The organism is Nonomuraea sp. NPDC046570, from assembly GCF_040645915.1.
Taxonomy (GTDB): domain Bacteria; phylum Actinomycetota; class Actinomycetes; order Streptosporangiales; family Streptosporangiaceae; genus Nonomuraea.
This window is the reverse complement of record NZ_JBEYZF010000005.1, coordinates 123265-148694: the sequence shown is the minus strand read 5'-3', so window position 1 is coordinate 148694 and position 25430 is coordinate 123265. Positions and strand designations below refer to the sequence as shown.

Sequence of the window (25430 nt, the reverse complement as noted above, 5' to 3'; positions counted from 1 at the left end):
GCCGCATACCCGATCGGTGCGGCCCGTTCAGAAAGAGGGGGTCTGATGCGCACCTCCCGTTTCGCTGCCGCAACGGCGCTGCTCGCACTCGCGGTCGCCGCCTGCGGCGCTCCCCAAGCCGTCAAGGGTGGCGGCTCCGCCGCTTTCGAGATCACGAAGGACACCCCGCCGGCCAGCGGCCCCGTGGACTCGGTGACCTGGTCGCTGTACGCCGAACCGCAGTCCCTGGACTACGCGTACGCCTTCGACTACCCGCCCAACACGGTACTCGCCAACGTGTGCGAGCAGCTCATGCGCGTCACCCCCGACCTGAAGCTGGAGCCGGGCCTGGCCAGCGCCGCGAGCTCGCCCGACCCGAAGCGCTGGGTCTACACGATCCGCTCCGGGGTGACATTCCACGACGGCTCCGCGCTCACTGCCGACGACGTCGTGGCCAGCCTGCGCCGCCACCTGGATCCCAAGGTCGGCTCCTACTGGGTCTCGGCCTACCAGAACGTCAAGTCGATCGAGAAGACCGGGCCGATGGAGGTCACGGTCCACCTGAAGAAGCCCGACCAGCTCTTCAACGAGGAGATGGGCACCTCCGCCGGCAGCGTCGAGAGCGCCGCGTTCCTGGCCAAGGCCGGGACCGGCTACGGCACCCCGGACGTGGGCGTGAACTGCACCGGGCCGTTCACTCTCGACGACTGGCAGAAGGGCCAGTCGATCACTCTGAAGAAGTTCGACGGCTACTGGGACACGACGCTGACCCCCAAGGTGAACACGCTCAAGAACGTGTTCATCCAGGACCCGTCCGCGCGGGTCAACACGATGGTCGCCGGCGAGGTCGACGGCGGCTACCTGCTGCCGTCCACCGGCTTCGCCAAGCTGCGTGCCGCCACCAACGGGAAGCTCTACTTCGGTCCCAGCACCACGGCGGTGAGCCTGATCCCCACCGATCTCCAGGGCACGCTCGGCGACGTGCGGGTCCGCAAGGCGCTGTCCCTGGCGTTCGATCGCGAGGGCGTCATCAAGGCGGCCGCGGGCGGCGCCGCCAGCCCGGCGAAGGCTCCCGCCGCGATCGGCGCCTGGGGCATCGCCCCTGAGGCGGCCAAGGAGTACTACGCCAAGCTGCCGGCCCTCACCCGCGATCTCGACGCCGCCAAGAAGCTGGTCCAGGAGGCCGGCGCCGGCGGCAAGAAGATCGTGATGGCGACCAGCACGGTGTCCCCCGAGATCGGCGTCATCGCCAACGCCGTGCAGTCGGCGGGGCAGGCCATCGGCCTGCAGGTCGAGCTGAAGGCGATCGCCCCGGACGCCTACACGGCGCTGTTCTCCGACCCGAAGGCCCGCGAGGGGATCGACCTGGTCATGACGATCTGGTACGACTCCACCCCCGACCCGCTGGAGTTCTACAGCATCCTGCGGACCGGCGCCTTCCCCAACTACGGCGGCTACTCCAACCCCGAGTACGACGCCCTGCTCGACGAGGCCGAGGCCCAGGCCGACCCCGCCGCCCGCGCCGCGACGGTCGCCAAGCTGCAGGAGATCGCCCTGCGCGACATGGTCTGGATCCCGCTGTACGAGGTGCCGCACACCATGTTCCTGAACAAGCGGCTCACCGGCGCGCCGACCAGCATCGCCCAGCTCCAGTACCCCTGGGCCGCCCGACTCGGCTCGGCCGGCTGAGTCCGGCCATGGTGCGTTTCCTGCTCCGCCGGATCGCCGGCATCATCGCGACGCTGGTCGTCACCTCGTTCGCGGTGTTCGGCTCGGTCCACCTCGCCCCCGGCGACCCGGCGTCCTTCCTCCTGGGCGGCCGCTCGGCCTCGCCCGCGGCGGTCGCCGCCATCCGGGCGCAGTACAACCTGGACGACCCGTTCCTCGTGCAGTACGCCAAGTGGGTCGGCGGCGTCCTCACCGGCGACTTCGGCCGCTCCGTGCAGTTCCGGCAGGACGTGGCCGGCCTGATCACGGCCCGGCTGCCGACGACGCTGTGGCTCGTCGGCTACGCCGCCCTGCTCATCGTCGTCGTGGGCCTGCTGCTCGGGGCGCTGGCCGCGCTGCGGCCGGGCGTCGTGGACCGGCTGGTCCTCCTCGGCACGGGCATCGCCACCGCCACCCCCTCGTTCGTCGCCGCGATGGGGCTGATCTCGCTGTTCTCCCTGCAACTGGGCTGGTTCCCCGCCTTCGGCAACGGCTCCGGTGTGGGTGACCGGATCTGGCATCTGACGCTGCCGGCCGCCGCGCTCGCGCTCACCTTCGCCGGTCTGCTGGCCCGGGTCACCCGGGCGTCGATGCTGGAGGAGCTGGGACGCGAGCACGTCGAGGTGTCCCGCTCGCGGGGGGTGCCGGGCCGGGACGTGGTGCGGCGGCATGTGTGGCGCAACGCCCTCGGCCCCATCGCCACCGTGACCGGGACGGTCGTGGCCGGCCTGCTGGTCGCCACCTCGATCGTGGAGACCGCCTTCGGTCTCTCGGGAGTCGGCCAGTTGCTCGTCGGCTCCGTGACCGTCAAGGACTTCCCGGTCGTGCAGGCCGTCAGCCTGCTGGTGGTGCTGGCCTTCGTCTCCGTCAACCTCCTCGTGGATCTGCTCTATCCGCTCATCGACCCCCGTCTGACCCATGCGAAGGGAGGTGCGTCGTGACCGCCCTGCCCATCCACCGGCGCAAGATCCTGGCGCCGCTGACCCGCCTCGCCGGAGGCGACAAACTGGTCACAGCCGCCCTCGCCGTCCTGGTCGTGCTGATCATCGCGGCGGTCTTCGCCCCGCTGATCGCGCCGCACGATCCGGAGGCCATCGATCTGTCCGCCACTCTGAGCGGTCTCACCCCCGATCATCTGCTGGGGACCGACCAGTCGGGCCGGGACATCCTGTCCCGGATGCTGTACGGCGCGCAGACCGGCCTGCTCGGGCCGCTGCTGGTGGTGGTCATTTCGACCGTGCTCGGCACGCTGCTCGGCGTGTCCGCCGCCTGGCTCGGCGGGGCCGTCGACGCCCTGCTGTCGCGGATGATGGATCTCGTCTTCTCCTTCCCCGCCCTGCTGCTGGCCATCACCCTGGTGGCGGTGTTCGGCGTGGGGCTGACCGCCCCGGTGATCGCGATGAGCGTCGCCTACGCCCCGTACGTCGGCCGGCTCGCCCGCAGTGTGGCGCTCCAGGAGATGACCCGGCCGTACATCCAGGCGTACCGGGTGCAGGGCTGGTCCGGCTGGGCGATCTGCCTGCGGCACCTGCTTCCCAACATCGTTCCGCTGATCCTCGCCCAGTCCGCGATCAACTTCGGCTACGCGCTCATGGACCTGGCCGCGCTGTCCTTCCTCGGCTTCGGCGTGCAACCGCCCGCCGCCGACTGGGGCGCCATGGTCAACGAGGGGGCCGGCGCCATGCTCCAGGGCGCGATGCTTCCCGCCCTCGCCCCCGGCGCCATCATCGTGATCACGGTGGTCGCCTTCAGCATGGTCGGCGAGGCCATCGCCGACCGCGTCGCCCTGCGGGAGAACTGATGCCCCGTCACCTGCTGGAGGTGGAGAACCTGACCGTGCGGCTCGCGGCGGGCAAGGCCGCCCGCCCGATCCTCGACGGGGTGTCCCTGCACGTCGCCCAGGGTGAGACCGTGGGCCTCGTCGGCGAGTCCGGGTCCGGCAAGTCCGTCACCTGCCGATCGGTGCTGGGGCTGTTCCCCGAGGGGGCCGAGGCCGACGGGAGTCTGCGGGTCGACGGGAACGACGTCCTGACCATGCCCTCCGCGCGGCTCCGCGAGCTGCGCCGCCGCGACGTGTCCATGATCTTCCAGGACCCCCGGGCCTCCATCAACCCGATCCGCAGGATCGGCGACTACGTCACCGAGGGGATGCGCGCCGGCGGCGTGTCCCGTGACCTCGCGCTCAAGCGGGCCGAGGAGCTGCTGGAGTCGGTCGGCATCCGCGACTCGCACGCCGCGCTGCGCCGGTATCCGCACGAGTTCTCCGGCGGCATGCTGCAGCGCGTGATGATCGCCGGCGCGCTCGCCGGCGAGCCCCGGCTGCTGCTGGCCGACGAGCCCACCACGGCGCTGGACGTCACCACCCAGGCCGAGGTGATCTCGATCCTCACCGGGCTGCGCACCGAGCGCGCCATGGCGATGCTCTTCGTCACCCACGACCTGGAGCTGGCCGCGGCGATCTGCGACCGCATCTACGTCATGTACGCGGGCCGGATCGTCGAGGTCCAGTCCGCCGAGGGACTCTTCAACCGGCCTCGCCACCCGTACACCATGGGGCTCCTGGCCGCGACGCCGCGGCTGGACGCGGACCGGCCGCGAGGGGTGCCGGGTCGGCCGGTGTCGCTCGCCGACGCGCTGACCGGGTGCGCGTTCGCGGCCCGCTGCGCGCACGCGCGGCCCCGGTGCGGCGAACAGGAGCCCGTCCCGCAGGTAATCGACGACGCCCAGGTGGCCTGCCTGCGAGCGGAGGAGCTGTTCGATGAGTGAGCACGCGCTGGAAGTCGAGGGGCTGCGCAAGTCGTTCGGCGCCCACGTCGCCGTGGACGACGTCTCCTTCTCGCTACCGCCCGGCGGCTCCCTGTCCATCGTGGGTGAGTCGGGTTCGGGTAAGACGACGACGGCGCGGATGCTCGTCGGGCTGGAGCGGCCGGACGCCGGCCGGATCCGTGTCGGCGGGCGGGACCGCTCGGACGCCGCCCGCGGCAAGGCGACCCGGCTGGCCCGCGCCCGCGAGATCCAGATGGTCTTCCAGGATCCCTATCTCTCGCTCGACCCCCGGGTCACCGTCGCCGCGTGCGTCGAGGAGCCGCTGCGCCTGCACTTCGCGCTGACCACGCAGGAGCGGCGAGCCCGCCGTGACGAGCTGCTGGCGCGGGTCGGCCTCGGCGAGCGGGAGGCGGACGCGCTCCCCCGGCGGCTGTCCGGCGGCCAGCGCCAGCGGGTCGCCATCGCCCGCGCGCTGGCGACCGAGCCGAAGGTGCTGATCCTGGACGAGGCGACCGCCGCCCTGGACGTGTCCATCCAGGCCCAGATCCTCGACCTGCTGGCGGAGATCCGTCGCGACACCGGCGTCGGGTATCTGTTCGTCACGCACAACCTGGCACTCGTCCGGCACATCGCCGACGACATCCTGGTGCTCTACCAGGGGCGCGTGGTCGAGTCGGGCCCCACCCGAGAGGTGCTGGCCGCTCCCGAGCATCCGTACACCCGCCTGTTGCTGCACTCCGTGCCGCGTCCCGGCTGGGATCCCGCCCGGATCGCCGCCGACCGGCGCGCCCTCGCGGCCGCCCTGGGGCAGCCCCCGCTTCAGCATGACCCTGCGACAAGGAGTGTGACCAAGTGACCGATCTGGCCTATCTGTCCGCGACTGAGGCTCTGCGGTTGTTCCGGTCTCGACAGTTGTCTCCCGTTGAGTTGATGAACGCCGTCGTTGAACGTGCCGAGGCCGTCGAGCCCGCGGTCAACGCGCTCAGCGAACGCACCTTCGAAGAGGCGCTCGTACAGGCCAAACAGGCCGAACGCGCCTACCGCGACGGCGGCACGCCCCGGCCGCTGGAAGGACTCGCGGTGGCGGCCAAGGACGAACAACCGATCGCCGGCCGCCTCGCCACCGACGGCTCACTCGCCTACGCCGACCACGTCGCCGAGGTCACCCACCCGGTCATCGAACGGATCCTGGCCGCCGGCGGCATCATCCACGCCCGCACCACCACACCCGAATTCTGCTGCGCCGGCTTCACCCAATCGAAACTATGGGGAATCACCCGCAACCCCTGGAACCTCGACTACTCACCCGGCGGCTCCTCAGGCGGATCAGGCGCCGCCCTCGCCTCCGGCACCACCACCCTGGCCACCGGCTCCGACATCGGCGGCTCAATCCGGCTACCCGCCGCCAACACCGGCACAGTCGGCTACAAACCCCCCTACGGCCGGGTACCCGCGATGGCACCCTTCAACCTCGACCACTACTGCCACGACGGCCCCATGGCCCGCACCGTCGCCGACTGCGCACTCCTACAGAACACCATCGTCGGACCACACCCACACGACGTCGTCTCCCTGCGCCCCGCCCTCCACCTCCCCGACCAACTCGGCCAGGTGAACGGCCTGCGCATCGCCTACGCCCCCAACCTCGGCGACTGGGAGATCGAACCCGACATCATGGCCAACACCCAAGCCGTGGCCGACGCGCTACGACAGGCCGGCGCCATCGTCGAAGAGGTCGAGGTCGGGCTGCGCCGCGCCGACGTCATGCGCGCGGCCTTCACCCACTTCGGCGCCATCTTCGGCCCCATGGTCGCCCGCGTCGCAGCCGAACACGGCGACAAACTCACCCGCTACGCCACCGCCTTCGCCGCACACTCCCACACCGTGCACGAACAAGCCGGCGGCTACCTGGCCGGCCTGGAAACCGAAGCCGCGATCTACACCCCGATCGGCGAACTCCTCGACCGCTACGACGCCCTCATCTGCCCCACCACCGGAGCCCCCGGCCTGCGCGCGGGCGAGGACTACCTCGACACCAAACTCACCGTCAACGACGTCGAACTCGACCACTACCTCGAATACTCCATGACCACGGTCTTCAACATCGCCAGCCGCTGCCCCGTCCTCAACGTCCCATCCGGACGAGCATTCAACGGCGTCCCAACCGGCGTACAGATCGTCGGCCGCACCTACGACGACCCGACCGTCTTCCACATCGGCGCCGCCCTCGAACACACCCGCCCATGGGCCTTCCGCCCCGAGTCGCTGTGATCCCCCCGATCTCATCTCAAGGAGAGTCCGCATGACCACCCCCGCCGATCTCGTCTTCCGTGGCGGCCCGGTGCACACCCTCGGACCGGCCCGTACGGCTGCCGCGGCGGTCGCCGTCCGCGACGGCCGGATCATCGCCGTCGGCGAGGACTCGGACGTCCGGCCGTTGATCGGCGCCGCCACCGAGGTCGTCGACCTGGCCGGTCGAGCCCTGCTGCCCGGGTTCCAGGACGCCCACGTGCATCCGGTCCTGGCCGGCCTCACCATGATCCGGTGCGACCTGCACGAGGCCGGCGACGCGGGCGAGGCCGTCGCCGCCGTCCGCGCCTACGCCGAGGCGAACCCCGAGATCGCGTGGATCAGCGGAGGCGGCTGGTCCATGGAGTGGTTCCCGGGTGGCACGCCGAGTCGGCACCTGCTGGACGCGGTGGTCCCCGACCGGCCCGTCCACCTGATCAACCGGGACGGACACGGGGCCTGGGTCAACAGCAGGGCCCTGGAGTTGTGCGGCATCGACGCGAGCACCCCGGACCCGATCGACGGGCGCATCGAGCGGGAGGCCGACGGCGCCCCGCAGGGCACGCTCCACGAAGGCGCGTCGGGCCTGGTCGGCCGGCACGTCCCCGAGCCGACCGCGGACGCGATGCTGCGCGGCCTCCAGGCCGGCCAGCGGCGGCTGCACGCGGCCGGCGTCACCGCCTGGCAGGACGCGATGGTCAATCCCGAGGTGCAGCGGGCCTACCTGACCGCGGCCGAGTCCGGGCTGCTCACCGCCCGGGTGGTCGGCGCACTCTGGTGGGACCGTGAGAGGGGCGAGGAGCAGATCCCTGAACTGCTCGCGCGCAGAGGTACGACGGGGCGGTTCCACGCCACCAGCGTCAAGATCATGCAGGACGGGGTCGCGGAGAACTTCACCGCCGCGATGACCTCCCCCTACCTCGACGGCTGCGGCTGCCGGACCGGCAACCAGGGAATCAGCTTCGTCGACCCGGAGGCGCTGCGCGCGTATGTCACCCGCCTGGACGCCGAAGGCTTCCAGGTCCACGTGCACGCCGTCGGAGACCGCGCGGCCCGCGAAGCCCTGGACGCGTTCGAGGCCGCGCGCGCGGCCAACGGCATGAACGACCACCGCCACCACATCGCCCATCTCCAGGTCGTGCATCCGGACGACGTGCCGCGGTTCGCCGCGCTCGCGATCACTGCCAACATGCAGCCGCTGTGGGCGGCGCACGAGCCGCAGATGGACGAGCTGACCATCCCGTTCCTCGGCCCGGAACGGGCGCTCCTGCAGTACCCGTTCGGGGATCTGGTCCGCACCGGCGCTTCGCTCGCGGCGGGCAGCGACTGGCCGGTCAGCAGCCCCGACCCGTTCCTGGGCGTGCACGTCGCCGTCAACCGGATGATCCCGCGCGAGAGCGCCAAGGTGTTCCTGCCGGAGCAGCGGCTCAGTCTGGCGGCCGCGCTGGCCGCCTACACGATCGGCACAGCGCGGGTGAACCACCTGGACACCCGGACCGGCACGATCGAGCAGGGCAAGCTCGCCGACCTGGTGGTCACCGACCGCGACCCCTTCTCGATCCCGGCCACCGAGATCGCCGAGACCGCGGTGCTGGCCACCTACGTCGAGGGCGATCGAGTCCACACCGACCCGGCCTTCTGACGGGCCCTCCGTCCGGACGCTGCGCGGTCGGTGGGACCGCGCACGCGTCACGGCCGGAGGGGCAGCTTGTCCAAAACCTCGTCCGCGAGCTTCCGCGCGCTCGGCTCGTACGACCGGGCCAGCGACCGGAAGACCTGCTCGGCCCGGATCGCCGGCCAGTCGCCGGGTAGGTGCTCGGCCGGCAGGTGCGGGTCCTGGCGGACGAGCTGCAGCCAGTCGGTGTGCAGGAGCAGTTGCCGCGCGAGGTCGTCGGGCGCCGACGGGAGTGGGCGGCGGGTGTCCCAGCGGTCGAGGAAGGCGCGGTACCGCCCGGCGATCTCCTCGGTGTCGAACGCCTTCCTGACGACGTCCGCCGACTCCGTGGGCTTGAGCGCCCGCGCCGCGAGCACGGTGACGTGGTCGCCGAGGTCGAGCGGGGCGAGGATCCCGGTGACGTCCTTCACGCCGGGCGCGACCCACAGACCGCTCTGCAGCAGGCCGAATCCGGCCCAGATGAGCTGGGAGCGGAGGTCGTGCCGGGTGCTGCGCCTGTTGTCGGGGAGCGAGAATCCGACCAGGGTCCAGGTGCCGTCCCAGTCGCGGTTCACCGCGCCGGTCTCCCAGACCCGCCTGCGCCCGTCTTCCAGCACCTCCGTCGCGTGCCCGGTGAGCCCGAAGTACATTTTTCGGCCCTGGCGGTGCCGGGCCAGCAGGTTCCGCTTGACCATGCGGGTCAGGGTCGAGCGCACCGCCTCCTCGGAGAGGCCGAGCCGGGCGAACACGTCGATGACGCTTCCCGAGTAGAGGGCGGTGTCGCGCCCCAGCACGTAGATGCCGAGAAGGCTGAACATCAGCGACTGCGGGCGCGCGGACGGCGCCTGCGCCTGGTCGTCTCCTTCGCTGAGCGTCACAGGAAGAGGGTAGACGGATCAGAGATATTGGGCAAAACTTTGACGTGGGTCACGAAACTGCCTTACGTTGGCCGGGTCGCTCATCAGCGCATCGAGAGGGGAAGTCGATGGATCTGTCCGGCAAGGTCGCCGTGGTCACGGGCGCGGGCCAGGGCCTCGGGCGCGCGTACGCCGAGGCCCTGGCCGCGGCCGGCGCGGCGGTGGTCGTGAACGACGTGAACGCCGAAGCGGCGGGCGAGGTCGCCATCGCCATCGCGGAGAGCGGCGGCACGGCCGCCGTCGCCGCGGGCCCGGTCGGCGGCTCCGAACTCGCCGACCGGCTGGTCGCCACCGCCGTCCAGGAGTTCGGCCGGCTCGACGTGATGGTCACCAACGCGGGCATCCTGCGGGACAGGGTCCTGTGGAAGATGTCCGACGACGACTTCGACGCGGTGATCGACGTGCACCTGCGGGGCACGTTCACCTGCGCCCGCGCGGCGGCGGTCCGCATGCGCGAGCAGGGGTCGGGCGGCCGCCTGATCCTGATCTCCTCACCCGCCGGCCAGCGCGGGAACTTCGGCCAGACCAACTACGCCGCCGCGAAGGCGGGCGTCGTCGCCATGGCCCGCACCTGGGCGATGGAGCTGGCCAGGGCGGGCATCACCGTGAACGCCGTCGTACCGGTGGCGGCCACCGAGATGACCAGGACGATCCCCGCCTTCGCGCCGATCCTGGAGGAGGCGGAGCGGACCGGCCGGCCGTTCCCCGAGTGGCTGCGCAAGGACGAGGGCCTCGGCACCGTCGAGGACGTCGCCGGCCTCGTCGTCTTCCTCGCCTCGGACGCGTCCGCGGGCGTGACCGGGCAGGCCATCGGCATCGGCGGCGACCGGCTCGCGCTCTGGTCCCACCCGAGCGAGAAGGCCGTCGCCTACGCCGACGGAGGATGGACGCCCGGCGCCATCGCCGCGTCCTGGCAGGCGGGCGTCGGCGCCGAGCCGGAGACGTACGGGATCCCCGCGCCCAAGGTCCCGGAGGCGTGAGATGACCGATCGCGTCATGAACGTCGCCGACCTGGTCGCCATCGACGTCCACACGCACGCCGAGGTCGGCAAGGACGGGCACGGCTCCCTCAGCCCGGAACTGTTCGGCGCCTCCGAGGAGTACTTCAAGGCGCACGGGCACCGCAAGCCGACCATCGCGCAGATGGCCGACCACTACCGCGAGCGGAAGATGGCCGCCGTGGTGTTCACCGTCGACGCCGAGCACGCCACCGGGCACCGCCGCATCGCCAACGAGGAGGTGGCCGAGAGCTGCGCCGAGCACGCCGACGTGCTCATCCCGTTCGCCAGCGTGGACCCCTGGAAGGGCAGGGCGGGCGCCCGCGAGGCGCGACGGCTCGTCGAGGAGTACGGCGTGCGCGGCTTCAAGTTCCACCCGAGCCTCCAGGGCATCGCGCCCAACGACCGGACGGCCTATCCGCTCTACCAGGCCATCGAGGAGCTCGGCGTCCCCGCGCTGTTCCACACCGGCCAGACCGGCATCGGGGCGGGAGTCCCCGGCGGCGGCGGCGTCCGACTGAAGTACGGCGACCCGATGCTGGTCGACGACGTCGCCGTGGACTTCCCCGAGCTGCGGATCATCCTGGCCCACCCGTCGTTCCCCTGGCAGGACGAGGCCCTCGCCGTCGCCACGCACAAGCCGTACGTCTACATCGACCTGTCCGGGTGGTCGCCGAAGTACTTCCCGCCGCAGCTCGTCCGGTACGCCAACTCGCTGCTCCAGGACAAGGTGCTCTTCGGATCCGACTACCCCGTGATCACCCCGGACCGCTGGCTCGCGGACTTCGACAAGCTCGAGATCAAGCCGGAGGTCCGTTCCAAGATCCTCAAGGACAACGCCGTACGCCTGCTCGGGCTCGGCACCGAATAGCACCGACAGCACCGAACACTGCCGGCCGGCAGTGACGAGAGGAGAACCCCGCAATGACGATCAGCGTGCACGGACTGGACGAGATCAAGGCGCTCACCGGCAGGGACCTCGGCCGCAGCGGCTGGCTCGAGATCACCCAGGACCGGGTGAACACCTTCGCCGACGCCACCGGCGACCACCAGTGGATCCACGTCGACGCGGAGAGGGCGGCGGGCGGGCCGTTCGGAGGCACGATCGCCCACGGCTACCTGACCCTGTCGCTGGTCATCCCGCTCTTCACCGGGTTGCTCGACATCCAGGGCGTGACGATGAGCGTGAACTACGGCCTGGAGAAGGTCCGCTTCCCGAGCCCGGTCAGGGTGGGCGCGAAGATCCGCCTCGCCGCCACGGTGGTGTCGGTGACCGAGGTGGACGGGAACGGCGTGCAGATGCTGCTCGACTTCACCGTCGAGGTCGACGGCTCCCCCAAGCCCGCCTGCGTCGCCCGGGCGGTCTACCGGCACTACGCCTGAGGGCGACGCGGCGGGCATGTCACGAGGTCGTCCGGTAGGAAGTCCCACCACCCATCCGAAGATCTGACCCCGGAGGTCGTACACCGATGCAGAACGCTGGAGTGGGAGGGTGGCCGGCTCGCCGGGCCCTGATGACGCCGGGGCGCACGGCGTTCGTCTTCCGTGACCGGTCCCTCACCTACGCCCAGGTTCACGAACGCACCACGAAACTGGCCTCGCGGCTGCGCGAGGCCGGGGTGCGGGCCGGTGACCGGGTCGCCTACCTCGGCCCCAACCACGTCGCGTTCGCGGAGACCATGTTCGCCACGCACCTGCTCGGCGGGATCTTCGTCCCGCTGAACTTCAGGCTGGCGGCGCCCGAGATCGCGTACATGCTGGAGCAGTCCGGCGCGACGGTCCTGATCTACGCGCCGGAGTGCGCCGAGGTGGTCCACGCGCTCCCGGACCCCTCGGCCCTGCTCGCGATCGTGGCACTCACCTCTCCCGCGCCGGGAGAGCCGGAGTACGAGACGTGGCTGTCGGAGGGGGATCCCACGCCGATCGACGTGCCGGTGGCGCTCGACGACGTCGCCCTCATCCTCTACACCTCGGGCACGACCGGGCGTCCCAAGGGGGCGACGCTCACCCACGCCAACCTCGTCTGGAACACCTTCAACCTCATGATCGGCGTCGATGTGGCGAGTGACGAGGTGACGCTGATCAGCGCCCCGCTCTTCCACGTCGCGGCCCTCGACCAGACACTGCTGCCCACGTTCATCAAGGGCGGCCGGTCGGTGATCATGCCGTCATGGAGCGTGGACGGGTGCTACGACCTCATCGAGAGGCACGGCGTCACCTGGATGTTCGGCGTCACCACGATGTTCGCCGCGTTCGCCCGGTCGTCTCGGTGGGATGGCGCCGACCTGTCCTCCCTGCGCAAACTCATGGCCGGAGGAGCGGCGATCCCGGCCGCGCTGATCCGCACCTACCAGGAGCGCGGCCTGGTGTTCTGCCAGGGTTACGGGCTCACCGAGACCGCGCCCGGCGCGACCTTCCTCGAGGCGAGCGAGAGCACCCGCAAGGTCGGCTCCGCCGGCGTCCCGGTGTTCTTCGCCGGCGTGCGCGTGGTCCGTCCCGACCTCACCGACGTGGCGGCCGGCGAGCCGGGAGAGGTGCTCATCAAGGGGCCCAACGTGACCCCCGGCTACTGGCGGAACCCGGAGGCGACCGCCGCGGCCTTCTCCGAGGGCGGCTGGTTCCACTCCGGCGACCTCGCCACCCTCGACGAGGAGGGACACCTCTACATCGCCGACAGGGTCAAGGACATGTACATCTCCGGCGGCGAGAACGTCTACCCGGCCGAGGTCGAGAAGGTGATGTTCGAGCACCCCGCCGTCGCCGAGGTCGCCGTGGTCGGGGTGCCCGACGCCACGTGGGGCGAGGTCGGCCGCGCGTTCGTCGTCCGCCTCCCTGGCTGGCACGTCACCGGCGCCGAACTGCGTGACTTCCTCCTCGTACGGCTGGCCAAGTACAAGATCCCCCGCTATTTCGACGTGGTGGACGACCTGCCCAAAACGGGTTCAGGAAAGATCCACAAACCCGAACTGCGTCACCGCGGCCTGCCGTAGCACCGAGAGTCCTGGGTCACTTTGCCGTAACTCGTGCCATCGCCTGGAACAGGCGGGGGAAAGCGCGCCGCCCGGCGCCACCGCCGGGCGCGCGACCTCACCAGATCGGGACCCGCTTGCGGGAGCCGGCCAACGCGTCGACGAAGCCGTAGGCGATGGCCTCGTTCGCGTCGAGGATCTTGTCCCGCTCGATGTCGCGCCGGACCCGCTCCTCGCCCTGCCCCGTGTGCCTGGCGAGCAGTGTTTCCGTGAGCGCCCGCGCGCGCAGGACCTCTCGAGCCTGGATCTCCAGGTCGCTGGTCTGCCCCCGCCCCTCGCTGGAGGGCTGGTGGATGAGGACGCGCGAGCGCGGCAGGGCCAGCCGCTTGCCGGGGGTTCCGGCCGCCAGCAGGACAGCGGCGGCGGAGACGGCCTGCCCCATGCAGACGGTCTCCACGTCCGCGGAGACGTGCTGCATGGTGTCGTAGATCGCCATCATCGCGGTGAACGAGCCGCCGGGAGAGTTGATGTAGAGCGACATGTCCTGCTCGGGGTTCTCGTAGTCGAGATAGAGCATCTGCGCCATGACGTCGTTGGCGCTGGTGTCGTCGATCGGGGTGCCGAGAAAGATGATCCGCCCTGCCAGGAGCTTCGAGTAGGGATCCATCACGATCGTGCCGCGGCTGGTCCTTTCCACGACCTCCGGCAGCACGTAACGGCTGGTGGGGTGGATCACGAGCGCCTCCGTTCTGTACAGAATATACAGAACGTACATGACATGCAGACTGCTATGTTGGAGCCATGGCGGAAGAGATCCCTGTCACCCAAGCTCGCGCCGACTTCGCCGAGCTGGTGAACCGTGCCGGGTACGGCGGGGAGCGCATCGTGATGACCCGGCACGGAAAGCCCATCGTGGCCCTGGTCCCCGCCGCCGACCTCGAACGGCTGCAGGAGCTGGAGGAGGCGGAACGGCAGTCCCCGGACACGATCATCCGCCTGGGGGCCGCGACCCACCACACTCTGGAGTCTCACCCGGCCGAGCCCCGCCGCATCGGCATCGCCGCGGAGCACCGGCCACCGGGTAAGTCCTAAGTCAATCGCAGGGCCCGCCCGCGACGTAGACCACCTGGCCGGAGACGAACGAGGCCTCCTCGCGGACGAAGAACGACACCATCGCGGCGATGTCCTCAGGACGGCCGACCCTGCCGACCGGGATCTGCCCGGCGGCCGCCGCCTTGAAGTCCTCGAACGGCACCCCGACTCGCGCGGCGGTGGCGGCGGTCATCTCGGTCTCGATGAACCCCGGCGCGATCGCGTTCACGGTGACGCCGAATCTGCCCAGCTCGATCGCCAGCGTCTTGGTGAACCCCTGGACTCCGGCCTTGGCCGCGGCGTAGTTGGCCTGCCCCCGGTTGCCGAGCGCGGACGTGCTGGACAGGTTCACGATGCGCCCCCATCCGGCCCCGGCCATGTACCTCTGCGCCGCTCTGCTCATCAGGAACGCGCCGCGCAGATGGACGCCCATCACCATGTCCCAGTCGTCCGCGGTCATCTTGAACAGCAGGTTGTCCCGGATGATCCCGGCGTTGTTCACCAGCACGGCCGGAGCGCCGAGCTCTTCGGCGACCCTCGCCACCGCGGCCTCCACCGCCTGCTCGTCGGCGACGTCCACACCGACCGCCAGCGCCCTGCCGCCGGCGGCTTCGATCTCCGCCACGACCGGCTCGCCCGCCGTCTCGTCCAGATCCAGGACCGCCACGGCGAATCCGTCCCGGCCGAGCCGCCTCGCGACCGCGGCGCCGATGCCACGCGCGGCCCCGGTGACCAGCGCGGTGCGGCCTGACTGCTGATTCTGCTGCTCGTTCACTACTTCTCCTCTGCGAATGTCCATCTCCGTCGCTCCTCCGGCCTTTCGCGCGGATCGCGTGCTCAGCTCAGGCGCTCCAGGATCATGGCCATCCCCTGCCCGCCACCGACGCACATCGTCTCCAGGCCGAACTGCTTGTCGTGGAAGCGCAGGGAGTTGATGAGCGTGCTGGTGATCCGGGCGCCCGTCATGCCGAACGGGTGGCCCACCGCGATCGCGCCGCCGTTGACGTTGAGCTTGTCGAAGTCGACGCCCAGGTCGCGAGCGGACGGAATCACCTGGGCGGCGAAGGCCTCGTTGATCTCCACCAGGTCGATGTCGCCGATGGTCATCCCCGCACGCGCGAGCGCCCGCGTGGACGCCTCCACCGGGCCGAGCCCCATGATCTCCGGCGACAGCCCGGAGACGCCCGTCGCCACGACGCGGGCGAGCGGGGTGAGCCCGAGTCGCCGCGCCTTGACGTCGCTCATCACCACCACCGCGGCGGCTCCGTCGTTGAGCGGGCAGCAGTTGCCCGCGGTCACGGTTCCGTCGGGCCGGAACACCGGCTGCAACCGGGCGACCGCCTCCATGGTCACGCCCGCCCGCGGGCCGTCGTCCCTGCTCACCACGGTGCCGTCCGAGAGCGTCACGGGGGTGATGTCGCTCTCCCAGAACCCGTTGGCGATGGCCTTCTCCGCCAGGTTCTGGCTGCGAACGCCGAACTCGTCCTGCTCGGCCCGGCTGATCCCCTTGAGCTGGGCGACGTTCTCCGCGGTCTGCCCCATCGCGATGTAGACGTCCGGCAGGCCGCCCGAATCCCGGGGGTCGGACCAGGTCCGGCCGCCCTCGGCGAACCGCCCGGTACGCGCGACGGCGTCGGCGAACGCGGGGTTCTCGGTGTCGGGGAGTCCGTCGGCGTTGCCCTTGGCGAACCGGCTGACGGTCTCCACCCCGGCGGAGACGAAGACGTCCCCCTCGCCCGCCTTGATCGCGTGCATCGCCATCCGGGTGCTCTGCAGGCTCGACGAGCAGTACCTGTTGACCGTCGTACCGGGGACGCCGTCCAGGCCGAGCAGCACCGCGACGACGCGCCCCATGTTGAACCCGGACTCGCCGCCGGGCTGGCCGCACCCGAGGATCAGGTCGTCGATGTCCGCCGGGTCCAGTTCGGGCACCTTGTCCAGCGCGGCGCGCACCATCCGGGCGGTGAGATCGTCTGGCCGCATCTCCTTCAGCGAACCCTTGAACGCACGGCCGATCGGCGAACGGGCCGTGGCGACGATGACTGCCTCGGGCATGTGTCTTCCCTCTGCTTCCCAGATTCGTGTCGTCGGTCAGAGACCGAGGTCCCGGCCGATGAGCTCTTTCATGATCTCGTTGGAGCCGGCCCAGATCTTGGTCACCCGGGCGTCGCGCCAGGCGCGGGCCACGCGGTACTCGTTCATGTAGCCGTAGCCGCCGTACAGCTGGACGCAGGCGTCGAGCACGTCGTTCTGCACCTGCGCCGTCCACCACTTGGCCTTGGCCGCGTCCACCGCGGTGAGCCGTCCCTCGACGTGCGCCATGACCGCCTGGTCGACGTACGCCTGGGACACCTCGATCTGCGTGACCAGTTCGGCCAGCAGGAACTTGTTGTGCTGGAAGGACCCCACCGGCTGCCCGAACGCGTGGCGTTCCTTGGCGTACTCGATGGTCTCCTTGAGGATCTGCGCGGCGTGGGCGATGTTGCTGACCGCCGTGCCGAGACGCTCCTGCGGCAGGCGTTCCATCATGTGGACGAAGCCGCGGTCGATCTCGCCGACGACGTTCGCGCCGGGCACGCGGACGTCGTCGAAGAACAGCTCGGCGGTGTCGGACTCCGTCTGGCCGACCTTGTCGAGTTTGCGGCCGCGGGTGAAACCCGCCATCCCCGCCTCGACGGCGAAGAGCGTGATCCCCTTGGCCCTCTTGTCCGGGCTGGTGCGCGCGGCCACGATCACCAGGTCCGCCGAGTAGCCGTTGGTGATGAAGGTCTTCGCGCCGTTGAGCACCCAGGCGTCCCCGTCGCGCACCGCGGTGGTGCGCAGCGCGGCCAGGTCGGACCCGCCGCCGGCCTCGGTCATGCCGATGGCCGTGACCAGCTCTCCGGAGCAGAACCGGGGCAGCCACCGCCGTCTCTGCTCCTCGCCGGTGAGCTCCACCAGGTACGGCGCCACCACGTCGTAGTGGATGCCGAAGCAGGAGGACAGCGCCGCCGTCACCTTGGCGAGTTCCTCGCCGAGGACGGCGTTGTAGCGGTAGTCCCCCGCGGCGGAGCCGTCGTACCGCTCCGGGATCTCCAGGCCGAGAAAGCCCTGCTTGCCGGCCTCGATCCACAGCTCCCGGGGGAACCCCGCGGCCTCGACGAACCGATCCGTGTGCGGGATCACGTGCCGGTCGAGGAACTCCCTGACCGAGCCGCGGAACGCCTCGTGGTCAGAGTCGTAGATGCTGCGTCTCACCGGTACCTCGCACGGAAAGGAGTGACTAAGCGCTTGCTTATCGCTAAGCGCTTGCTCAGGGTTCCCCAAGTGCGACATTCTTGTCAACGCCCTGGCCGTACGGACCGAGGAAGATCACAGAAGGCGAGAACGTGCCGAACGCCCGTCCGAAGACGAGGGAAAGCCACCCCGAGACCGCCCGCGACCGGCTGATCGCCGCGGCGGTGGAGTCCTTCGCCGCCAAGGGGTTCCACGGGACGACCACCCGCGACATCGCCTCGGCGGCCGGGATGAGCCCCGCCGCCCTCTACGTGCACTACGCATCCAAGGAGGAGCTGCTCTACCAGATCTCGCGATCGGGACACGACGTCACGCTGCGGCTCCTGCGAGAAGGCGCGGCGAGCTCGGACGACCCGATGGAGCAGCTCCTCGCAGCCGTCCGAGGGTTCACCACGTACCACGCCCGCGGCCACACGAGCGCACGCATCGTCAACTACGAGCTCTCCGCGCTCAGCGCGGAGCACTACGAGGAGATCCGCGCCATCAGGCGGACCATCAACCAGCAGATGCGTCGGATCGTGGAGGCGGGCGTCGCCGCCGGTGTGTTCCACACCCCCAACCCGCGCATGACCGCGCTCGCGCTGCTGTCACTCGGCGTCGACCTCGCGCGCTGGTACCGCGACGACGGCGAATGGAGCGACCAGGAGATCGCCGACCACTACTGCGAGCTGGCCCTGCGCATCGTCGGGGCACGCCCGTAGGAAGATCTCACCGAACCGCGCGGCCAGGCTGGTCGTGGCGGCGCGCGGTCCACTGCCGCACCTCTCGGGGTGAGCGCAGCCGGACGACGCGGAGGCCGGGGTGCCGGGCTATCCGGTCGGCGGTCTCGTGTCTCTTTCGGTCGTATTGCGACCAGGACCAGCGAATCGGATGTCCGGCGTCGAGCCAGTCACGGAAGCTCTCGCGGTTGCCGTTCCACAGCTCACGCCGCGTCACCGCGCGGACGATCGAGCGCCACACGACCCGCCACATGACCGTACGGCGGGGCAGATCAAGCCAGATCACCGTGTCCGCCCGTTGCCACAACAGATCGCCCAGGTCACGGTGATACTGGTCCTCGGTCACCCAGCGAGGCCGCCCCGAGAACGCGTCCACCTCGGAGGCGAATTCCGGCCGCTTCACCCAGCCCGGGCCGTGGTGCAGGGCGTCGAGCTCGAACCGCGGCACGTCGAGCGCCGCCGACAACACCGTGGCCAGAGTGGTCTTCCCCGACCCGGTGGCCCCCGAGATCAGCACCCTGTTCATGGCACCCAACGACCTACCTCCGATAGCCCAGAACTCTCCTGCCGGCCGCTCGCCGCCGTCCGCGAGCGGGTCGGCCGATCGTTCAGCCGCCGGCCGTGGAGGCTCCAGGCGAGGTCAGGACCCGAGCGGCCGACGCGTGCCCCAGCACAGCGGCTTCTCGAAGATCTCGCGTACGAAGGTACCCGCTCAGGAAGCCGGCGGCGAACGCGTCCCCCGCCCCTGTCAGATCGCGCACCTCCTCGACGGCGGGGACCTCGACTTCGTCCTGCGGTTGATTCGGCACGTCGATGATCGTCGCTTGAGGCCCCGACTTGGTCACGACCGTTGTCGAGGGGAGCCGCCATCGCTCTGTGCCGGTCACCCCGTCGACGAGCAGTCCGAGAAAGGCGGACTCGTCGCTGTTGGCCAGCAGGAAGTCTGGTTCGAGCTCCGCCATGAGGTCGAGGAACCGCCCACGGCCGTAGCGCGTGAGCATGCCCGTGGAGGACGCGTCCACGGAGACACGACCACCGACGTCCTTCACCCGCCGGATCGCGTCGATCACCGCCGCCCCCAGGGGCTCCGCGCTGAAGGAGTACGCGGGTACGTGGAGCAGCGAGAGCCCGGACAGCCACTCATCCGGAACCGCGTCGAGCAGCGTCGACGCGCCCCGATTCGGAAACATCGTCCGCTCGCCCTGGCCGTCGATCAAGACCACGATGGTGCCCGTCTCACCCCGTCGAACCACGCGCACGTCAACGCGCTCGCTTTCGAGGTCCCCGATGACCCGGTCACCGGCGGGATCCGCACCGACGCAGCCCATGAATCGCGTCGGCCCAAGGTCCGCGGCGAAACTGGCGACGTTCGCGCCGCTCCCACCTCGGCGCCGGAAGACCCTCGACTCGGTGTCGGTACCGTGTCGAACGGGACCTCCGACCCACACGATGACATCTTCGACGAGATCGCCGATCACTCCGAGCATGATCGGCTACTCCTGGTTCCGCTCCGCGGACAGCGCCACGGCGACCTCGGCGCCGAGGGTGACGTTTCCGCGGTAGACGGCCACATTGACTTCCAGGCTCCGGCCGCCCGTTTCGCGCTGAATGAAATCCAGCAGGAACGGCGTCGCGGCGTTACCGCCGATCCCCTGCCGTCCGGCCTCTTCCCACGCGCGGCGCAGCACGTCGTCGAGCACACTCGGCGGCAGTTGCAGGGACTCGTCGACGGGATTGGCGAGCAGGACCGCTTGCTGAAGCCCCAGCGCGTCCCGGGTCGAGACGACCTTCGCGGCCTCCTCGGGGGAGTCCACCGAATACTGGAGCCTGTATCCGGAGTCCGAGACGTAGAAGCCTGGATACCGGCGGGTTCCGTACCCGATGACGGGAAGGTTCAGCGTCTCGAACCGCTCCAGGGTCGCCCCGATGTCGAGGATCGACTTCACTCCCGCGCTGATCACGGTGATGGGTGTCACGGCGAGCGTCGTCATGTCCGCCGACTCGTCGAACGACTCGGAAGCTCCGCGATGGACGCCGCCGAGCCCTCCGGTCGCGAAGACCCGCACGCCGGCCAGGTGTGCCAGGTAGGCGGTCGCCGCGACAGTCGTTCCTCCGTCCCGGCCGAGGGAGGCGACGACCGGGAGGTCCCGCAGGCTCACCTTGTCGATCCCGTCCGCGTTCGAGAGCACCGTGATCTGCTCGGTGGTCAGCCCTACCGTGGGGACGCCTCGATAGACCCCGATCGTCGCCGGTACGGCTCCCGCCGCACGGACCAGTTCCTCCGCTTCCAGGGCGACCGCCAGGTTCCGGGGGCGCGGAAGGCCGTGCGTGAAGATCGTGGATTCGAGTGCGACGACGGGCGCGCCGCTCTCCACCGCGTGGGTGACCTGGTCGGAGACATGGACCGCAGGATGTGACATACCTTCAGACCTTCCGTAACGCGAGCATGTGCCTCACAGGCTAGAAAGAGGCTGGGCTCAAGAACCAGAATGAATAAGCGATGCTGCGATAGCTTTAAGCTATGAAGTTCACGCTCAGGCAGGTCGAAGTCTTCCTGGCGGTCGCCGAGGCCCTCCATTTCGGACGCGCCGCGGAGAAGCTGCACATCTCACAGCCCACGGTGAGCCAGGAGGTCGCCCGGCTGGAGCGGGCCGTCGGCGTCGCCCTCTTCGACCGCAGCCACCGAGCGATCGCCCTGACCCCGGCGGGAAGGGTCATGACGGCCGAGGGGCGCGTGCTCCTCGACCAGGCCGGCTCCCTCCTCGGGAAGGTCCACCTCCACGAGGAGTCGAGAATGAACACCGCTCGTCTCGTGGCGTCCCCGAGCATCGTGAACCGTCTGCTCCCCGCCGTCATCAGCCAGGCAGAACTCGAACTTCCCATGCTGAAGATCGACGACATACCCGTCGAAACCGGCGGGGTCTCAGCGGCTCTCGCGGCAGAACTCGCCGACATCGGCCTGGGACGGTTCCTCGACGACATGGCCGGTTTCCAGAAGGAAACGATCGCCGACGAGCCGGTCTTCGTCGCGATCAGCCGGGAGCATCCGGCAGCCGGGCTGCCACGCGTCGCACTCCGCGACCTTGCGGACGTTCCCCTGCTTCTGTGGCCGAGAGAGCAGCATCCGAGGTACTACGACTGGGTCCTCACGATGTGCTCCGATCGAGGGCTCGAACCGCACATGATCATGAGTCCGCCGAGGATCGTCGGCTCCCGCCTCTACCTCCTGTCCCAAGGCCGGGCGTTCTCCCTCGTCCCCGGATCGACGACGGGCCACCTGTCCGAGAACGTCGTCGCGGTCCCGCTCGCGGAGCGGGCGACTCTCCCTCTGGAGATGCAGTGGCGGATGGACGACGGGCGGGCACGACTACTCGCGCTGCGCGAGCTCATCCGTCGAGCGGGAGCGGAGCTGGAGGACCGCTGAGGCGACCCGCCGGTGTCCGCGCGGCACGGTCCTCAGGCCACGTCGACGACGTTCAGGCGAACCACGTCCAGCGCCGCGAGGACCTCCCGCCTGCTCTCCGCCGCTTGCCACACCACGTCCACCGAGGCCGTCGGCCCGCCTTGAATCGCGCGATACCGCACACCAGGCTGCGGGAACGCCGCGGCCTGAGACGGCAGGACGGCGACCGTCTCACCACTCGCGATCTCCGCCACCCGGGTCGTCGCCCTCCGAAGCCGCGTGTCGACCACCGGATCAAGACCGGCGTCCCGGAACGCCCCCACGACCAGGTCGTAGTACGCCGGAGCCTGCGCCCGCTGCCAGATCAGGAGGCGACTGCCCGCCAGGAGGCGAAGGTCGACAGGGCCCGGCGGCAGAAGAAGTCACCCGTGATGTCAGCCACCCGGTCTCACCATGAGTTCGATGTCGCGATCGTCGGCGGAGGATGTGCCGGGGCCGTGGCGGCACTGTCCGCCGCTCGCGCCGGAGCACGGGTCGCGCTGATCGAGAGGATGGGCTACCTCGGCGGTACGGCGACATCCGTCCTCGACAGCTTCTACGGATTCTTCACGCCGGGCGAACCACCCTTCCGGGTCGTCGGAGGCATCGCACAAGAGATCGAACGCTCTCTCGTCGCCGAGGGGCACGCCTTCTACCGTGAGAACGCCCACGGCGGCGGCATCGGGATCGGCTACGACCCCGAACACCTGAAGGATCTGTTCGACGACATCACCGAACGCGAAGGCGTCCAGGTCTATCTCCACACCGAGCTGACGGGTGCCCGCACCAGCGCCGGCCGGGTGGAGCGCCTCTCCCTCATCGCGCGGGGAGAACCGCTGGAACTGAGCGCGGCCGGCTTCGTCGACGCTTCCGGGGACGCCTCGCTCGTCCGCCTCGCGGGCGGACCGGTGGTGAACGCCGCGCGAGGCGGCTTGAAGCAGGCCATGACCACCACGATGCGACTGGCGAATGTCGACAACGAACTCGCACGCTCCTTCCCCCGAGAACACCTCGCCGAGTACGTCCGGCAAGCACGGGCGAGCGGGCGATACGAGGTCCCCCACGACGACATCCACGTCCGCCGCTCCTCGACAGGGGGCGGAGCACACGCTCTCCTCACCCGAATCGGCGGCTACGACGCGACCGACGTCCTCGAACTCAGCGCGGCCGAGAGAGCGGGCCGCCGACAGGCTCGCGAGTATCTTCGCTTCCTCCAGGACCAGGTACCCGGGTACGCCCGTGCCGAGCTTGTCAGCTACGGCGTGCACATAGGCGTCAGAGACTCCCGGCGGGCGGTCGGCGACTACGAACTGACGTCGGACGATGTGCTCAACGGCAGGAAGTTCCCCGATGTCATCGCACAAAGCGGGTCGCCCGTCGAGATCCAAGGGAGTGACGATGCCGATTGGCGCTATCTCAGCGATGAACGCGTCTACGACATACCACTGAGAAGCCTGATCGTTTCAGGCTTCGACAATCTCCTGGCAGCCGGGCGTTGCCTCTCGGCCGACCACGAAGCACAGGCGAGCGCCCGCCTCATGGCGCAGTGCATGGCGATGGGCGAAGGGGCCGGAGCCGCGGCCGCGCTGTCCGTGAGTCTGGGCGTGTCACCTCGGACACTCCCTCTGCCAGAGCTCCAGGACCGGCTGGTGCGCGCGGGAGCCATCCTCTTCGACGACCAACATGTTCCCTTCGACATCACCTCCGCTCCGCGGAGTCCGGGTGAAGTCGATCGTGGTGGCGGCGCCACCGGCGCGGAGAACGCCGTGTAGCACCGCCGCGAGCTCGCGCCACGCCGGGGGGTTCTCGGCCCGAAACCGGATCAGCGCACGGTCGGCAGGTCGACCGCACCGTCCTCGAGCAGGGTGTGGGCGTCGACCATCTGGCCGTCACGTTCGACGTAGCCCATGAGGTTGACTCCCGAACCCCACCCCAGCAGCCGCTGGACCTCCTCTGACAGGCCCGGCAGCTTGTCGCGCGGAATCGACAGGTACTGGTTCTCCTCCTGCCGCAGGCAGGCGAGGTCGAACGCCATCGTCAGACCGGTCCGGGACGCCTCGGAGGAGTTGTCGCCGCCGCCATGGTAGGTGGATCCGATCCAGATCAACGCCGACCCCGCGGGCATCACCGTGGAGACGGCCTCCTCACGCCTGGGCCCGCGCTCGTCGTCCCACAGGTGGCTGCCGGGGATGACCAGCGTTCCGCCGTTCTCCGCGGTGAAATCGGTGACCGCGACCATGATCTGGACCCGCCCCTCGCGACCGTAGTCCGGGTGCCGCCAGAGGAAGCTCGTGTCATCGCGGTGCAGTCGCTGGTCACCCTGCCCGGGGTGGATCTGGATGGCCTGCGTGACGCCGACCTGGATGTCCGGGACCATCTCGATCCGGTCGTCCCCCACCCAGACCCACAAAGGCTTCTGCAGGATCTTCTTGGCGGCGCCGTAGTACAGGGGATGCAGGGCGATCTCCGGCATCATGTCCAGCCTGCCGAACAGGCCGCCGGCACGGCGGGTCTTCGTCCCGGCGAAGTACGCGTCCTCGCCGTAGCGGGTCTCGTCGAGGATCGGCTCCAGCTGCCGGCGCAGCTCGGCGAGAACGGACGGCTCCAGGAAGCCCTCGAGGATGACGCCCCCGTCGCGACGGATGACGTCGACGACCTCGTCGACGCTGGTGGTGGCGGCGGGCAGAGTCGTCAGGCTGGTCGTGGTGGTCATGTGGTGCCCTTCAGTTGGGGGTGGTCTAGGAGGGGGTGGTCTCGGAGGGGGTGGAAAGGACTTCGATCTGGGCGAAAATCCCCATGTCGCCGAACCCGGCCGCGCAGGCGCGTTCGAGGTTCTCCAGGTTCGCCGCCATCAGGGAGGCACGCTGGCCCACGCGGAGCATCGACTGATGCCATGACTGCGCGGCGGCGGTGTAGATGTCGAGCGTCGCCTGGTCGGTCGTGTAGTCGCCGGACTCGAAGGTGTCGATGGCTTCCTGGAGCAGTTCGAGCAGCTTTCCGGTCCACAGATGCAGGCAGTGGCGCATCTCCGAGACCGCGACGCCCTCGGCCTTCACGTAGGAGGCCGCCTCGTGGAAGGCGCCGAGCGCGACGTTGAAGAACGCGCCCGCCATGGCGGCGTCGATCACGTTCGCGGCGCCGGGACGGGTCCCGACGAAACGCGACTGCGCGGCCAGGGGAAGGAGAAGGTGGCTGAGCGCTTCCCACGCCTCCTGGGAGCCGGAGTAGTTGATCGCGGACGTTTCGGTTCCGATGTCCTCCGGGTAGGCCGCGATGGCGCCGTCGAGATACCGCGCGCCCCTGCCCTCGACCCACTCGGCGAACGAGGCCGCCTCGTCGGGAGACCCGGTGGCCGTGTTGATGATGATCTTCCCTGTCAGCGAACCGCATTCTTCGAGAACCGCCTGGGCGACGTCGTAGTCCAGGAGGCTGACGATGGTGACCGGGCTCGCGTCCACCGCGGACCGGGGTGACACGGCCACGGCGGCGCCGGCGGCCGCGAGCGGTGCGAGTTTGGCGGAGGTGCGATTCCATACGGTCACCCGGGCGCCGTTCCGGATCAACGCGTGCGCGAGCGCGGATCCCATGAGCCCCGTGCCCAGCAGTGATACATCCATGTCGA

At 69.9% G+C, this 25430-nt stretch carries 26 protein-coding genes; 15 read left to right on the top strand and 11 right to left on the bottom strand.

Annotation, left to right across the window (positions count from 1 at the left end; all coding sequences use genetic code 11):
* The first annotated feature begins 45 nt into the window (after positions 1-45).
* The 7 genes from ABZ911_RS10845 to ABZ911_RS10815 all read left to right on the top strand — a co-directional run bounded on the left by ABZ911_RS10845 (position 46) and on the right by ABZ911_RS10815 (position 8383).
* Entirely contained in the window at positions 46-1668 is a 1623-nt protein-coding gene (locus ABZ911_RS10845) for an ABC transporter substrate-binding protein (protein ID WP_358054276.1), read from the top strand.
* Positions 1669-1676: 8 nt separating this feature from the next.
* Positions 1677-2627 (top strand): ABC transporter permease, encoded by a 951-nt coding sequence (locus ABZ911_RS10840; protein WP_358054274.1) that lies wholly within the window; start codon positions 1677-1679, stop codon positions 2625-2627.
* A complete protein-coding gene (locus ABZ911_RS10835) occupies positions 2624-3487 on the top strand; it encodes an ABC transporter permease (protein ID WP_358054272.1) in 864 nt (287 codons plus the stop codon). Before ABZ911_RS10840 ends, ABZ911_RS10835 begins: the two co-directional genes overlap by 4 nt.
* Positions 3487-4452: an ABC transporter ATP-binding protein gene (locus tag ABZ911_RS10830; protein WP_358054270.1), complete on the top strand. Its 966-nt coding sequence runs from the start codon at positions 3487-3489 to the stop codon at positions 4450-4452. Before ABZ911_RS10835 ends, ABZ911_RS10830 begins: the two co-directional genes overlap by 1 nt.
* Positions 4445-5308 (top strand): ATP-binding cassette domain-containing protein, encoded by an 864-nt coding sequence (locus ABZ911_RS10825; RefSeq protein WP_358054268.1) that lies wholly within the window; start codon positions 4445-4447, stop codon positions 5306-5308. The genes ABZ911_RS10830 and ABZ911_RS10825 overlap by 8 nt, the downstream gene beginning before the upstream one ends.
* Positions 5309-5382: 74 nt before the next feature.
* Positions 5383-6723, top strand: coding sequence for an amidase (locus tag ABZ911_RS10820; protein ID WP_358054266.1), 1341 nt, complete (start codon positions 5383-5385; stop codon positions 6721-6723).
* Positions 6724-6754: 31 nt separating this feature from the next.
* Complete coding sequence (locus tag ABZ911_RS10815) at positions 6755-8383, top strand: amidohydrolase (protein WP_358054264.1); 1629 nt, start codon at positions 6755-6757, stop codon at positions 8381-8383.
* A 47-nt stretch (positions 8384-8430) separates the two neighbouring features.
* Here ABZ911_RS10815 and ABZ911_RS10810 read toward each other — a convergent pair whose 3' ends face one another.
* Positions 8431-9273 (bottom strand): PaaX family transcriptional regulator C-terminal domain-containing protein, encoded by an 843-nt coding sequence (locus tag ABZ911_RS10810; RefSeq protein WP_358054262.1) that lies wholly within the window; start codon positions 9271-9273, stop codon positions 8431-8433.
* Between the two features lie 107 nt (positions 9274-9380).
* Here ABZ911_RS10810 and ABZ911_RS10805 point away from each other — a divergent pair, with 107 nt between their 5' ends.
* From ABZ911_RS10805 to ABZ911_RS10790, 4 genes are all read left to right on the top strand, one after another.
* Positions 9381-10292: an SDR family NAD(P)-dependent oxidoreductase gene (locus tag ABZ911_RS10805; protein WP_358054260.1), complete on the top strand. Its 912-nt coding sequence runs from the start codon at positions 9381-9383 to the stop codon at positions 10290-10292.
* A 1-nt stretch (position 10293) separates the two neighbouring features.
* Entirely contained in the window at positions 10294-11181 is an 888-nt protein-coding gene (locus tag ABZ911_RS10800) for an amidohydrolase family protein (RefSeq protein WP_358054258.1), read from the top strand.
* 53 nt (positions 11182-11234) lie between these two features.
* Positions 11235-11693, top strand: a complete 459-nt coding sequence (locus ABZ911_RS10795) for a MaoC family dehydratase (protein ID WP_358054256.1) — start codon at positions 11235-11237, stop codon at positions 11691-11693.
* A gap of 86 nt (positions 11694-11779) precedes the next feature.
* Complete coding sequence (locus tag ABZ911_RS10790) at positions 11780-13300, top strand: long-chain fatty acid--CoA ligase (RefSeq protein WP_358054254.1); 1521 nt, start codon at positions 11780-11782, stop codon at positions 13298-13300.
* A gap of 97 nt (positions 13301-13397) precedes the next feature.
* Here ABZ911_RS10790 and ABZ911_RS10785 read toward each other — a convergent pair whose 3' ends face one another.
* Complete coding sequence (locus ABZ911_RS10785) at positions 13398-14012, bottom strand: ATP-dependent Clp protease proteolytic subunit (RefSeq protein WP_358054503.1); 615 nt, start codon at positions 14010-14012, stop codon at positions 13398-13400.
* Positions 14013-14080: 68 nt separating this feature from the next.
* Here ABZ911_RS10785 and ABZ911_RS10780 point away from each other — a divergent pair, with 68 nt between their 5' ends.
* Positions 14081-14371: a type II toxin-antitoxin system Phd/YefM family antitoxin gene (locus ABZ911_RS10780; protein ID WP_358054252.1), complete on the top strand. Its 291-nt coding sequence runs from the start codon at positions 14081-14083 to the stop codon at positions 14369-14371.
* 1 nt (position 14372) lies between these two features.
* Here the strand turns inward: ABZ911_RS10780 and fabG are convergent, their stop codons facing one another.
* From fabG to ABZ911_RS10765, 3 genes are all read right to left on the bottom strand, one after another.
* The gene (gene fabG / locus ABZ911_RS10775; protein WP_358054250.1) at positions 14373-15146 is read right to left on the bottom strand and encodes a 3-oxoacyl-ACP reductase FabG; all 774 of its coding nucleotides are present in this window, start codon (positions 15144-15146) and stop codon (positions 14373-14375) included.
* A gap of 62 nt (positions 15147-15208) precedes the next feature.
* Positions 15209-16426, bottom strand: coding sequence for an acetyl-CoA C-acetyltransferase (locus tag ABZ911_RS10770; protein ID WP_358054248.1), 1218 nt, complete (start codon positions 16424-16426; stop codon positions 15209-15211).
* A gap of 36 nt (positions 16427-16462) precedes the next feature.
* Entirely contained in the window at positions 16463-17608 is a 1146-nt protein-coding gene (locus tag ABZ911_RS10765) for an acyl-CoA dehydrogenase family protein (protein WP_358054246.1), read from the bottom strand.
* Between the two features lie 131 nt (positions 17609-17739).
* Between ABZ911_RS10765 and ABZ911_RS10760 the strand changes: the two genes are divergently transcribed.
* A complete protein-coding gene (locus tag ABZ911_RS10760; RefSeq protein ID WP_358054244.1) occupies positions 17740-18348 on the top strand; it encodes a TetR/AcrR family transcriptional regulator in 609 nt (202 codons plus the stop codon).
* A gap of 7 nt (positions 18349-18355) precedes the next feature.
* On the opposite strand, the gene ABZ911_RS10755 is transcribed toward ABZ911_RS10760, so the two are convergent.
* The 3 genes from ABZ911_RS10755 to ABZ911_RS10745 form a co-directional block, all read right to left on the bottom strand.
* On the bottom strand, positions 18356-18892 hold the full coding sequence (locus tag ABZ911_RS10755; protein ID WP_358054242.1) for a hypothetical protein: 537 nt from the start codon (positions 18890-18892) through the stop codon (positions 18356-18358).
* A gap of 82 nt (positions 18893-18974) precedes the next feature.
* Entirely contained in the window at positions 18975-19853 is an 879-nt protein-coding gene (locus tag ABZ911_RS10750; RefSeq protein WP_358054240.1) for a PfkB family carbohydrate kinase, read from the bottom strand.
* A 6-nt stretch (positions 19854-19859) separates the two neighbouring features.
* On the bottom strand, positions 19860-20786 hold the full coding sequence (locus tag ABZ911_RS10745) for a pseudouridine-5'-phosphate glycosidase (RefSeq protein ID WP_358054238.1): 927 nt from the start codon (positions 20784-20786) through the stop codon (positions 19860-19862).
* A 101-nt stretch (positions 20787-20887) separates the two neighbouring features.
* On the opposite strand from ABZ911_RS10745, the gene ABZ911_RS10740 reads away from it, so the two are divergent.
* A complete protein-coding gene (locus ABZ911_RS10740) occupies positions 20888-21790 on the top strand; it encodes a LysR substrate-binding domain-containing protein (protein ID WP_358054236.1) in 903 nt (300 codons plus the stop codon).
* Between the two features lie 32 nt (positions 21791-21822).
* Here the strand turns inward: ABZ911_RS10740 and ABZ911_RS10735 are convergent, their stop codons facing one another.
* Entirely contained in the window at positions 21823-22185 is a 363-nt protein-coding gene (locus ABZ911_RS10735) for a LysR substrate-binding domain-containing protein (protein ID WP_358054502.1), read from the bottom strand.
* Between the two features lie 15 nt (positions 22186-22200).
* On the opposite strand from ABZ911_RS10735, the gene ABZ911_RS10730 reads away from it, so the two are divergent.
* Positions 22201-23580 (top strand): FAD-dependent oxidoreductase, encoded by a 1380-nt coding sequence (locus ABZ911_RS10730; RefSeq protein ID WP_358054234.1) that lies wholly within the window; start codon positions 22201-22203, stop codon positions 23578-23580.
* A gap of 50 nt (positions 23581-23630) precedes the next feature.
* Here the strand turns inward: ABZ911_RS10730 and ABZ911_RS10725 are convergent, their stop codons facing one another.
* A complete protein-coding gene (locus tag ABZ911_RS10725) occupies positions 23631-24521 on the bottom strand; it encodes a phytanoyl-CoA dioxygenase family protein (RefSeq protein WP_358054232.1) in 891 nt (296 codons plus the stop codon).
* A gap of 25 nt (positions 24522-24546) precedes the next feature.
* On the bottom strand, positions 24547-25425 hold the full coding sequence (locus tag ABZ911_RS10720; protein WP_358054230.1) for an NAD(P)-binding domain-containing protein: 879 nt from the start codon (positions 25423-25425) through the stop codon (positions 24547-24549).
* Between the last annotated feature and the right edge of the window lie 5 nt (positions 25426-25430).

Bases quoted from the DNA above. Each gene is read 5' to 3' on its own strand.
- ABZ911_RS10845 (WP_358054276.1), top strand. From the start codon at position 46: ATGCGCACCTCCCGTTTCGCTGCCGCAACGGCGCTGCTCGCACTCGCG.
- ABZ911_RS10840 (WP_358054274.1), top strand. From the start codon at position 1,677: ATGGTGCGTTTCCTGCTCCGCCGGATCGCCGGCATCATCGCGACGCTG.
- ABZ911_RS10830 (WP_358054270.1), top strand. From the start codon at position 3,487: ATGCCCCGTCACCTGCTGGAGGTGGAGAACCTGACCGTGCGGCTCGCG.
- ABZ911_RS10825 (WP_358054268.1), top strand. From the start codon at position 4,445: ATGAGTGAGCACGCGCTGGAAGTCGAGGGGCTGCGCAAGTCGTTCGGC.
- ABZ911_RS10820 (WP_358054266.1), top strand. From the start codon at position 5,383: ATGAACGCCGTCGTTGAACGTGCCGAGGCCGTCGAGCCCGCGGTCAAC.
- ABZ911_RS10815 (WP_358054264.1), top strand. From the start codon at position 6,755: ATGACCACCCCCGCCGATCTCGTCTTCCGTGGCGGCCCGGTGCACACC.
- ABZ911_RS10805 (WP_358054260.1), top strand. From the start codon at position 9,381: ATGGATCTGTCCGGCAAGGTCGCCGTGGTCACGGGCGCGGGCCAGGGC.
- ABZ911_RS10800 (WP_358054258.1), top strand. From the start codon at position 10,294: ATGACCGATCGCGTCATGAACGTCGCCGACCTGGTCGCCATCGACGTC.
- ABZ911_RS10795 (WP_358054256.1), top strand. From the start codon at position 11,235: ATGACGATCAGCGTGCACGGACTGGACGAGATCAAGGCGCTCACCGGC.
- ABZ911_RS10790 (WP_358054254.1), top strand. From the start codon at position 11,780: ATGCAGAACGCTGGAGTGGGAGGGTGGCCGGCTCGCCGGGCCCTGATG.
- ABZ911_RS10780 (WP_358054252.1), top strand. From the start codon at position 14,081: ATGGCGGAAGAGATCCCTGTCACCCAAGCTCGCGCCGACTTCGCCGAG.
- ABZ911_RS10770 (WP_358054248.1), bottom strand. From the start codon at position 16,426: ATGCCCGAGGCAGTCATCGTCGCCACGGCCCGTTCGCCGATCGGCCGT.
- ABZ911_RS10755 (WP_358054242.1), bottom strand. From the start codon at position 18,892: ATGAACAGGGTGCTGATCTCGGGGGCCACCGGGTCGGGGAAGACCACT.
- ABZ911_RS10750 (WP_358054240.1), bottom strand. From the start codon at position 19,853: ATGCTCGGAGTGATCGGCGATCTCGTCGAAGATGTCATCGTGTGGGTC.
- ABZ911_RS10745 (WP_358054238.1), bottom strand. From the start codon at position 20,786: ATGTCACATCCTGCGGTCCATGTCTCCGACCAGGTCACCCACGCGGTG.
- ABZ911_RS10740 (WP_358054236.1), top strand. From the start codon at position 20,888: ATGAAGTTCACGCTCAGGCAGGTCGAAGTCTTCCTGGCGGTCGCCGAG.
- ABZ911_RS10730 (WP_358054234.1), top strand. From the start codon at position 22,201: ATGTCAGCCACCCGGTCTCACCATGAGTTCGATGTCGCGATCGTCGGC.
- ABZ911_RS10725 (WP_358054232.1), bottom strand. From the start codon at position 24,521: ATGACCACCACGACCAGCCTGACGACTCTGCCCGCCGCCACCACCAGC.
- ABZ911_RS10720 (WP_358054230.1), bottom strand. From the start codon at position 25,425: ATGGATGTATCACTGCTGGGCACGGGGCTCATGGGATCCGCGCTCGCG.